Source organism: Acidiphilium sp. 34-64-41, from assembly GCF_002282635.1.
Taxonomy (GTDB): domain Bacteria; phylum Pseudomonadota; class Alphaproteobacteria; order Acetobacterales; family Acetobacteraceae; genus Acidiphilium; species Acidiphilium rubrum.
The window spans coordinates 1-9792 of sequence record NZ_NCJX01000098.1 but is presented as its reverse complement, the minus strand read 5'-3'; the positions used below and the strand labels follow the sequence as shown (position 1 = coordinate 9792).

The following is a 9792-nucleotide window of genomic DNA, read 5'->3' as shown; positions in this document are numbered from 1 at the left end:
GGGCGGCGCCGAGGCGCCAACCTATGCCCAGCTTTATTCGGGAGCATGGGTCCACCCCACATGTAGTGGGTGTCTGACTTAACCGGATAGGCACGGTTCTTTCATCCCTAGATATTTCCTCATGGTTATGGATTCAATCGTAATACTACCGAGGAGACATCACATGAATAAGTACATACTGTCATCGATTGCCGCCCTTGCAATGACCGGCGCCACCGCAATGGCCCAGAGTTCCGCCTATCAGTCGAGCACCACCACAACCCAGGTCGCCCCGGTGCAGGCAGCGCCCGCGCCGATCGTGCCGCCCGCCCCCGGTGTTCTGAGCCGCACGACCGTGTCCAAGACCAATGATGGCATGGGGGATCAGACCTACTCCCGCAAAACCACCTATGGCAACGGCGATGCCGCGGCGTCGCAGAGCATGCAGACCCATGTGGTGCAGCCGCCGGTCGCGATCGAGAGCAGCAAGCGCACTACCACCACGACGACAACCACACCCTCGAATTGAACGCGATCAGGGGGATCAGACAGGAGCGATGATAATGACACGCGATCGAACGATGAGGCTGGCAATGATCGCCGGCATAGCCGCCGTCGGGGTCAGTCTTGCCGGGTGCGCGGATAACCCGCCCACCACGACATCGACGACCACCGAGGAAACCACGACCAAACCGGTGCTCGCCGCCCCCATGGCACCGCCCGCAACCGTGACCACGACCCATTCGGAAACCGAACAGGTCAATCAGTAGATCAAGCGCGTCGCCTCATGATCCGTCGTCGGCCCCCATGCCGGCGGCGGATCGTCATGTCACCGATCGTCAGTTCAGGTCGGGCTCGTCGAACACCGCATAGGCGCGGCCGTTCGCATCGCGCGCCTTTATCACCATGTCCGGCCGGTGGTGAATGCCCGAGTAATGCGTGATCAGCGATTTGCGCAGCGTGCCGGGCTGGCTGGGCGAACCGCGGTGGATCAGCCGGCTGTGCCAGATCAACACATCGCCCTTCTTGCCCAGAAACGGCACCACCGGAATGCCGCAACCCGCGATCTTCGCCTCGATCGCCGGGGTCACGAATCGCTCGGCGTATTTCGGCCATTGGTTGATGCCATGCGCCGGCTCGATCCGGGTGAGCTCTTCCTCGGTCAGATGCGCGCGCACCCGCGCGCCGCGCATCAACCCCCAGCGATGCGAGCCCGGCACGTATTCGAACGGCCCGCTGTCGGGTGCGATATCATCGAGCGCGATCCACGCCGCCGCATACCAGGTGTTGACGAAATCCGGGTTCAGATAATCGTCCTGATGCCATTCGCGCCCGGTCGTGACCCAGGCGGTCAACGCCAGATGAAACAACATCTCTTCGCCGACCAGCGCGCCCAGCAGATCCATCAGCGGCGGATACAGCGCCACATCGCGCAGGCTCGGCAGCCCGACATAGCAATGCCCGTATTGCCAGCCCGCCAGATGCCCCTTGACACCGGCGCGATAGGCGGCCCGCCGCTCGATATAGGGGTCGAGCAGGGCGTCGGGGATGAAACCGCGCTTGATCACCACGCCATCCCGCCGCCACGATGCCTGATCGGCGGTCAACCCCGCTTCATCGACCCCGGGTCGATCGAGCGGCGGCAAGGTTGCGGGGTCGGGGAACTCGACCAGATCCTCGAATGTCACCATGGTCTCCGATTCCGACATCGCCCGTTCTCCCTTGTATCAGCAGAGTCTAACGGGCGGCGCCGGGTCGGGCAACCGCGTCAGGCGAGCAGATGCGCCACCGCGTCGCGCTCTTCCTTCAGCTCGTTCAGCGTGATCGCGAACCGCTCGGTCGCGAATTCATCCATCGCAAGCCCCGGAATCCGCGTCACAATACCGCGCTCGGCGGTTACCGGCACACCGAACATGATGCCCTCGGGCACGCCATAGCTGCCGTCCGAGGCAATCGCCATCGAAACCCATTTACCGTGCGAGCCCACCACCCAGTCGCGCATCTGATCGATCGCGGCGTTCGCAGCCGACGCGGCGGATGACGCACCGCGCGCCTCGATCACCGCCGCACCGCGCTTGCCGACGGTGGGGATGAACACCTCGCGGTTCCACGCCTCGTCATCGATGATCGCGGCAAGCTTGCGCCCGCCGGCCTCGGCGAAGCGATAATCGGGATACATCGTCGGCGAGTGGTTGCCCCAGACCACCAGTTTCTCGATCGTGCCGACATCGATGCCGGCCTTGCCCGCCAGCATCGAGGCGGCACGGTTGTGATCGAGGCGGATCATCGCGGAAAAACACGCGGGCGACAGATCGGGTGCCGATTTCATCGCGATATAGGCATTGGTGTTGGCCGGGTTGCCGACCACCAGCACCCGCACGTCGCGCGATGCCGCCTCGTTCAGAGCGCGGCCCTGCACGGTGAAAATCTCGGCATTGGCGCCCAGCAGATCCTTGCGCTCCATACCCTTGCCGCGCGGCCTGGCGCCGACCAGAAACGCGATATCGGCATCCCGGAACGCCACTTTCGGATCATCGGTCGCCGCCATGCCCGCCAGCGTCGGGAAGGCGCAATCCTCGAGTTCCATCATCACGCCCTTGAGCGCGCCCTGCATCGGCGGCAGATCGAGCAGCGTGAGTACGACCGGTTGATCCGGCCCCAGCAACGCGCCGCTCGCGATGCGGAACACCAGCGCATACGCAATCTGACCGGCGGCGCCGGTAACGGCGATGCGGACGGGGGATTTGGCCATGGGACTTGCTCCTGATTTGATGCGCCGCACTATCGCCCGCCAGGGCTTCCGGTCAACCCATGCGCCATGCCACACTGAAGCGATGAAACGCGAGGAACGCAAGCCGGGCCCACCCCCCACCGAGCATCGCCTGCGCGAAGCCGCCATCGCCCACCTCGCCCGCTTCGCCGCGACCGAAGCCGGCCTCGCCCGCGTGCTGACCCGCCGCATCGATCGCTGGGTTCGCGCCACCGAAGCCGATGGCGCTGAACCCGAAACCATCGCCGCCGCCCGCACCGCCGGCCGTGCCGCGATCCCCGGCATCATCGCATCGCTGCGCGCGCTCGGCGCGGTCAACGACACCGAATTCGCCACCTCGCGCGCCCGCCGCCTTGCGCGTGAAGGCAAATCCCGCCGCGCCACCATCGCCCATCTCGCAACCAAAGGGATCGATACCGACCTCGCGGCCAGCCTGGTGCCGGACAATCAAGCGCGCGACCTTGCCGCCGCCTGCCTGTACCTGCGCCGCCGCCGGCTGCCACCGTTCGGCGAAGGCGACCGGATGCGCGCCCTCGCCAGCTTGGCACGCCAAGGCTTCGACCGTGCCACGGCGGAGCGGGCATTGGCACTCGATCGCCCGGACGCCGAGGCGCTGGTGCTGGCCGCGCGGCGGGGCGATCCGGCCTGATGCCATATTCATGTCGGCGCATCGATGAATGTTATGCCGGTTTGTGACATCACTATGACAGCGGTCCAGCCCTATGTTGCGTTGCAGCAGTCGCGGACGCGGTAACGACCCCATGGTGAGGCCGGCCGCGCGCCGCGCTGAATTGGAGTTCGTTATGAAGAATCTTACTTTTGCCGCCGCTTTCGCGCTGATCACTCTGGCTGGTGCCGGCAGCGCTCTGGCCGACCAAGGCATTCCGGTGGTGCCGGCGCAGCCGCTGGTGTCCTCGGCCGCGGCCGGTGTGACCGGTGAGGCCTATCCCGCCTTCCGCGTCGCCGGTGCGCCGGTGATCTCCGAGCCGGCGAACCCTGGCAACGGCGCGCAGAGCTACCCCAACTTTGCGACCCCGCACAGCAGCGCGAAACTCGCGCAATCGCAGATCGGTCTCGCCCAGGGTAATGTCGCAACCGCGTTCAATACGGCACCGCGCAGCAATCGGGGCTGATCCGTCGGATCGGGTGTCGGGTTGATCCGACATCAGCAGCAGGCGGCACCGTGTATGGCGCCGCCTGCTTCATCTCAAACCACCGGCAGACCGGAATCGGGTTGAAACTCAGTCGAAGATCGGTGCCTGCGGCACGCCGGCGGCGCCGGTCGTCGATTGCAGAAACGGCGTGCTCTCGAAGTCCGCAATCAGAAATTCCAGGATCGCGCGGGTCCGCGGCGGAATGTAGCGGCGCGACGGCAGAATGGCGTAGACTTTGACCTTCATCGGGCAGAACGCATCGAGCAGCGTGACCAGACGCCCGGAATTGACGTCATCGATCGTGGTCAGGCGTGGCAGCATCGCAATGCCCAGGCCGGCGCGCGCGGCGCGGCGCACCGCCTCGCTCGAATCGGCGTGGAACCGGCCGTGCACGGTCACGGTCTCATCGATCCCCTTGCCGAAGAATCGCCAGTTCCGGTCGATCCCGGGGCGGGTGTAGACGATGCATTCATGATCGAGGAGGTCCTGCGGGGTCGCCGGCTTGCCGCGCGCCGCGAGATACGCCGGGGATGCGACCAGCACCGAAGCGGCGCTGCCGATGGTGCGGGTGATCACGCTCGCCTGAGTTGCCTCGGCGACCGAGATCTCCAGATCGAGCCCTTCCTCAACCAGATCGAACGCGCCATCGCGCATTTTCAGATCGACCGACATTTCCGGGTAGCGCGCGAAAAATTCCGGGAGCCGGGCCGCCAGATACATGCCCACCGAGGTCGGCACCCCCAGCCGCACCTGCCCGGTCGGCGTTTTCTGGGCGACGCCGACGCTCGCCTGCGCCGCATCCATCGCCTCGACCACGGCGCGGGCGTGATCGAGATAGACCTGGCCGTCCTCGGTCAAGGACAGGCGGCGCGTGGTGCGCTGGATCAGGCGTACGCCCAACTGGTCCTCCAGCGCAGCGATCTGGCGGGAGATCACCGGCTGCGAGGTGCTGAAATCCCGCGCCACCGCCGAAAACGAACCGCGCTCGGCAACGCGGACAAAGGTATTGAGCAGGCTTAACTGGTCCATTGTGTCGATGCCCTGGCGATTTATGGTGCATTTCGCATGAGATAAATCAAAATTTAGTGTAACTCGGCCCAACAAATATGAATATATCGTTCTTGTCATGGCGGTTCCCGGTTTCACACAGTTGCGCACGGCGTTTGCGGCCCTAGCGGCCGACCTGCCGCGCGATCTCTGGTTCGCGGTGCGGACCGCGCTCGCCGCACTGCTTGCGCTGTATCTGGCGATGCTGCTCAACCTGGATACGCCGCATTGGGCGGCCTGGACGGTGTTGACCGTCAGCCTGCCCTCCCCCGATCACGCGTTTGCCAAATCGTTCTACCGCATGGCTGGCACGCTGGTGGGGGCGGCGGTCGGTGTGGCGTTCATCGCGCTGTTCGCTCAGACGCCGCTGGTGTTCGATGCGGCGATGGCGATCTGGGCGGCGGTCTGTGTTTATTTCGGCACCAAGGCCCGCCAGTTCGAGACCTACGCGCTGGCGCTCACCTGGCTCACCACCGGTATCGTCGCCTATGGCAGCATTGCCGATCCGGCGAGCGCGTTCACCGTCGCGATCACTCGCACCGCCGAGGTCACTTTGGGCGTGGTCTGCGCCGGGCTGGCGGCGGCGGTGTTCGCCGGGCATCGGAGTGCCGGCCTCGATCAGGCGCAATCGCCGGTACCGGGGCAGGCCAATCGTAACGCCGTGCGGGCGGTGCTGGCGATCGGGCTATCGAGCCTGTTCTGGTATGTGTCGCAATGGGAGAACGGGCCGGATTTCGTGTTGATGTCGGGGGCAGCGGTGATGCTGTTCGCCGCCCATCCGCGCAAGCTCGCGGCGACGCTTGGGCTGCTGCGCGGATTTCTGCTCGGCACCGGGCTCGGGCTGTTCGTGCGGTTCGCGCTGTTCACCCAGGGTGCCGGGTTCGAGACCGAGGCGCTGATCCTGCTGCCCTGCTTGATCCTGGGCGGGCTCGGGGTCGCCGATCCGCGCACCCAGGGGCCGGCGACCGGCTATAATCTGGCGTTCATGCTGGCGGCCGATCCGGCGAATATCCTGAATTTCGACCTCGGATCGGCGCTGAACACCGATGCCGCGATGATCGCGGGGGTGCTGGTCTCGGTCGCGACCTTCCTGGGGTTCGTGCCGATCCGCGACCTGGTGCGGCGGGCGGCATGAGCCTGTTGCCGCACCTTGCCGAGATGTCGCTGTTCGGTATCACGATCGAGCCGGCGGTACCGATGCTGCTGCTTGCGGTGGTGCTGACTGATGTGTTGCGCCGCCTGCTGGCGCGCGCCGGCGTCGATCGGCTGGTGTGGAACTGGCCGTTATTCATGCTGTCGTTGTTTGGGTGCATCGCCGGAGGATTGATCCTCGCGATGCCCTCGATTTGAGAGGGTTGCGATGTTTGATTCGGCGGAGCGTGATGTCATGACGCCGGGGACGAAGCCGCCCGCGGCGGCGCCGGCGGAGGCGCGGCCTTACAAGCCGGTGTTTTCGATCTTGGCGACGATCATTGTGGTGATCGCGGCGATCTGGCTCGGTTCGCTGGCCTGGACCCGCTACGATGCGACGCCGTGGACCCGCGATGCCCGAGTGCGGGCCTATGCGATCGCGATCACGCCCGAAATATCCGGGCGGATCGTGTCGGTCGATGTTCATGCCAACCAGACCGTGCGGCGCGGCCAGGTGCTGATGCGGATCGACCCGTCCGATTTCGAGAACGCACTGGCCGCCGCCCAGGCGGCACTCGCCGCCGATGAAGCGACCGCGCGGATGAAAGCGGCTGATGCCTCGCGCCGGGCGCGCCTGCCCTCGATGGCGGTATCGGCCGAAGCGCAGCAGAACGCCGCCGCCGCCGCGCAGGCCGCCGAGGCTGCGGTGATGGGTGACAAGGCGCGCGTGGCGCAGGCGTTGCTCCATCTGCGGCGGACCGTGGTGACCGCGCCGGTCACCGGCACGATCACCAACCTCACGCTGCACGCCGGCGATTATGCCCATGCGGGCAGCGCGGCGCTTACCCTAATCGATGCCCACGATATTTGGGTGACGGCGTATTTCGAGGAGACCGAACTCGGCCGAATCAGGCCGGGTGCTGCAGCGAAAATCCAGCTGCTAGCCGACCCAGGGCGGGTACTGACCGGCGCTGTCCAGGGGATCGGGCGGGGAATTGCGGTGAGCGACGCTCAGACCTCGGCCGGTGGGCTGCCGGTGGTCAATCCGGTCTATTCGTGGGTGCGGCTGTCACAGCGCATCCCGGTGCATATCGCGCTCGATCGCGTGCCGTCAGGTTTGTTCCTCGCGGCGGGCATGAGTGCCACGGTGCGAATCGTGCCGGGACACGGGCACTAAAAAACCCCGCATCTCGCGATGCGGGGCGTCTTCAGGTGGAAAGATCAGGCCGCGAGCTTGGCGGTATCCTGCTCGATCGTGCGCACGGTGGCCGGTGCTGCCGCCTCGATCGTGATCCGGCGGGGCTTCAAGGCCTCGGGGATAACACGCTTCAGGCCAACATGTAGCAAACCGTTTTCGAGCGTCGCACCGTCGACCACCATGTGGTCGGCCAGCGCAAACCGGCGCTCGAACGCACGGGCCGCGATGCCGCGGTACAGGGTTTCACCCTTCTGCGCTTCGTTCGCGATCTTGCCGGCAATGACCAGCGTGTTTTCCTTGACCGTCATTTCGATATCGTCAGCCCGGAAACCGGCCACCGCCATGGTCAGGCGATAGTCTTCCGCGCTGAGTTTTTCGATATTGTACGGGGGATACGAGGTCACGCTGGCATCCGGCACGCTATCCAGCAAATGCTGCAAACGGTCGAAACCGATGGCGGAACGGAACAAGGGCGAGAAATCAAGAGTCATAACAAACCTCCTGCAATAGCAAGGTTGAGATTCGGATTGTCACTTTGACCAATCCGCAGTCTGACGAAGGACCCAATGGCATCCTTCGATCTCAATCTAGTCACTACAGGGGGACGTGTTCAAGAGGATTCACAACAGCGGCCCGAAATTTTCCGGTGGGTGTTAGGGCAGGCAAGGCGGGGGGGCTGTCCAGGCCAGACACGCGACAAGTGCGAGGCAGTGCCCTCCCCTTGCCTAAACCTAATGGATTGGCTCCGCCTTTAACGGGGTCCAGGGGCAGGGCCCCTGGCCTTGCTTGACCCAAGTACCACCCGGATTACTTCGTGCGGGCGCCGATGGTAGCGAAGCGTTTGTTGAATTTTGCGACCTGGCCGCCGGTGTCCATGACGCGGTGCTGGCCGGTCCAGGCTGGGTGGGATTTCGGATCGATATCGAGGCGCAGCGTATCGCCGGCTTTGCCGTAGCATGACCTGGTCGTGTAGGCGGTGCCATCGGTCATGATGATATTGATCTCGTGGTACTCGGGGTGGATATTGGCCTTCATCGCGGATCTCCTGGGGGCTGACCGATGCCGACCGGTCATGAAGCGGGTCGCATAACGCGGAGGCGGTTTGGATGCAAGGTGGCCGGGGCGGGTGGCGCCCCGGCTTTTGTGGTCAGAGGTTGACGGCTTTGAGGCCGGCTTCGGGATAGCGGGTGCCGGCGACGGCGCCGGGTGGCATGATGCGGTCGATTGCGGCGAGATCGTCGCTGGTCAGGGTGACGTCGAGTGCGCCGATATTTTCATCGAGGTATTTGCGGCGTTTGGTGCCGGGGATCGGTACGATGTCGTCGCCTTGCGCCAGCACCCAGGCGAGCGCGAGCTGGCTGGGGGTGCAGGATTTGGCGGCGGCGAGTTGTTTGACCTGCTCGACCAGTTTGAGGTTTTTCGCGAAATTGTCGCCCTGGAAGCGGGGGTTGTTGTGGCGCCAGTCATCGGCGGCGAGGTCTTCGGGTTTGGTGATGGCGCCGGCGAGGAAGCCGCGGCCGAGCGGGGAGTAGGGGACGAAGCCGATGCCGAGTTCGCGCACGGTTTGCAGAAGCTCGCCTTCAGGATCGCGCGACCAGAGCGAGTATTCGGTCTGCAGCGCGCTGATGGCGTGGATTTTATGGGCGCGCCGGATGGTGGCGGGCGAGGCTTCGGAGAGCCCAAGGTGCTTGACCTTGCCGGCTTTGACCAGGTCGGCCATGGCGCCGACGGTCTCTTCGATCGGCACGGTCGGGTCGACGCGGTGCTGATAGTAGAGGTCGATCGTGTCGATGCCGAGGCGTTTGAGGGAGGCGTCGCAGGCGGATTTGACGTAGGAGGGCTTGCCGTTGACGCCGAGGCGTTTGCGGTCGGCGGTGAATTCGTTGCCGAATTTGGTGGCGAGGACGATTTTGCTGCGGTTCGCCTGCACGAAGCTGCTGAGCAGCGTTTCGTTGTCACCCATGCCGTACATGTCGGCGGTGTCGAAGAAAGTGATGCCGGCTTCGAGCGCGCGGTCGAGGGTGGCGCGGGCTTCGGCTTCGTCGCGGCCGGCATAGAAATCGGACATGCCCATGCAGCCGAGGCCGAGGGCGGAAACGGTTAGGGTGCCGAGTTGGCGGGTTTTCATGCACTGCTCCTGAATGGTTGACCGGCTATATGAGCGTGTGGCGCGGTCGCGAAAAGGCCGCGCACGGTTGCCATGTTCAAATCAGCCGGGCAGCGGGACGTGGTCTGCGGCGATCACGGTGACGCAGGACTTGATGACGTCGGCGAAGGAGTTGGCGTAATGATCGGCGCCGATGGCGGTGCGGGTCTGTTCCTGGGCGGGATCGTTGCTGGGCCAGAGGCCGACCAGAATTGGCGTGCCGGGCGGCAGGTAGCGCCGGAGGCGGCGGATCAGGTAGCGCAGGTGGGCGGGGCTGCCGCTGATGTCGAGATATGCGATGGAGGCCATGGCGACGTTGCTGACGTCGAGGTTTTGCAGGGTGTGGCGGGAGACGTCGTTGTATTTG

General features: G+C 64.9%; 13 protein-coding genes and 1 pseudogene. 7 read left to right on the top strand and 7 right to left on the bottom strand.

Annotation, left to right across the window (positions count from 1 at the left end):
- The first annotated feature begins 163 nt into the window (after positions 1–163).
- Entirely contained in the window at positions 164–508 is a 345-nt protein-coding gene (locus B7X49_RS15965) for a hypothetical protein (RefSeq protein WP_286703589.1), read from the top strand.
- Between the two features lie 34 nt (positions 509–542).
- Positions 543–749 (top strand): hypothetical protein, encoded by a 207-nt coding sequence (locus tag B7X49_RS15960; RefSeq protein WP_286703590.1) that lies wholly within the window; start codon positions 543–545, stop codon positions 747–749.
- Between the two features lie 69 nt (positions 750–818).
- Here the strand turns inward: B7X49_RS15960 and B7X49_RS15955 are convergent, their stop codons facing one another.
- A complete protein-coding gene (locus tag B7X49_RS15955; RefSeq protein ID WP_286703591.1) occupies positions 819–1688 on the bottom strand; it encodes a phytanoyl-CoA dioxygenase family protein in 870 nt (289 codons plus the stop codon).
- A 59-nt stretch (positions 1689–1747) separates the two neighbouring features.
- Positions 1748–2731, bottom strand: a complete 984-nt coding sequence (locus tag B7X49_RS15950) for a malate dehydrogenase (protein ID WP_286703592.1) — start codon at positions 2729–2731, stop codon at positions 1748–1750.
- 82 nt (positions 2732–2813) lie between these two features.
- Here B7X49_RS15950 and B7X49_RS15945 point away from each other — a divergent pair, with 82 nt between their 5' ends.
- Positions 2814–3398 carry a regulatory protein RecX gene (locus B7X49_RS15945; RefSeq protein ID WP_286703593.1) on the top strand — a complete coding sequence of 195 codons (585 nt, stop codon included), beginning with the start codon at positions 2814–2816 and terminating at the stop codon, positions 3396–3398.
- Positions 3399–3552: 154 nt separating this feature from the next.
- On the top strand, positions 3553–3882 hold the full coding sequence (locus tag B7X49_RS15940; protein WP_286703594.1) for a hypothetical protein: 330 nt from the start codon (positions 3553–3555) through the stop codon (positions 3880–3882).
- 108 nt (positions 3883–3990) lie between these two features.
- Here B7X49_RS15940 and B7X49_RS15935 read toward each other — a convergent pair whose 3' ends face one another.
- Positions 3991–4932: a LysR family transcriptional regulator gene (locus tag B7X49_RS15935; protein WP_286703595.1), complete on the bottom strand. Its 942-nt coding sequence runs from the start codon at positions 4930–4932 to the stop codon at positions 3991–3993.
- 97 nt (positions 4933–5029) lie between these two features.
- Here B7X49_RS15935 and B7X49_RS15930 point away from each other — a divergent pair, with 97 nt between their 5' ends.
- Genes B7X49_RS15930 through B7X49_RS15920 form a run of 3 tightly spaced genes read left to right on the top strand, consistent with a single transcriptional unit; the run spans position 5030 to position 7258 of the window.
- Positions 5030–6085, top strand: coding sequence for an FUSC family protein (locus B7X49_RS15930; protein WP_286703596.1), 1056 nt, complete (start codon positions 5030–5032; stop codon positions 6083–6085).
- The gene (locus B7X49_RS15925; protein WP_286703597.1) at positions 6082–6300 is read left to right on the top strand and encodes a DUF1656 domain-containing protein; all 219 of its coding nucleotides are present in this window, start codon (positions 6082–6084) and stop codon (positions 6298–6300) included. Before B7X49_RS15930 ends, B7X49_RS15925 begins: the two co-directional genes overlap by 4 nt.
- A 10-nt stretch (positions 6301–6310) precedes the next feature.
- A complete protein-coding gene (locus B7X49_RS15920; protein WP_286703598.1) occupies positions 6311–7258 on the top strand; it encodes an HlyD family secretion protein in 948 nt (315 codons plus the stop codon).
- A 44-nt stretch (positions 7259–7302) separates the two neighbouring features.
- On the opposite strand, the gene B7X49_RS15915 is transcribed toward B7X49_RS15920, so the two are convergent.
- The 4 genes and pseudogenes from B7X49_RS15915 to B7X49_RS15900 all read right to left on the bottom strand — a co-directional run.
- Positions 7303–7770 carry an Hsp20 family protein gene (locus tag B7X49_RS15915; protein ID WP_286703599.1) on the bottom strand — a complete coding sequence of 156 codons (468 nt, stop codon included), beginning with the start codon at positions 7768–7770 and terminating at the stop codon, positions 7303–7305.
- A 316-nt stretch (positions 7771–8086) separates the two neighbouring features.
- Positions 8087–8314, bottom strand: coding sequence for a 50S ribosomal protein L31 (gene rpmE, locus B7X49_RS15910; protein WP_265637405.1), 228 nt, complete (start codon positions 8312–8314; stop codon positions 8087–8089).
- A 112-nt stretch (positions 8315–8426) separates the two neighbouring features.
- Positions 8427–9407, bottom strand: a complete 981-nt coding sequence (locus B7X49_RS15905) for an aldo/keto reductase (RefSeq protein ID WP_286703600.1) — start codon at positions 9405–9407, stop codon at positions 8427–8429.
- A gap of 81 nt (positions 9408–9488) precedes the next feature.
- Positions 9489–9792, bottom strand: a pseudogene (locus B7X49_RS15900) (AI-2E family transporter); the annotation flags it as partial.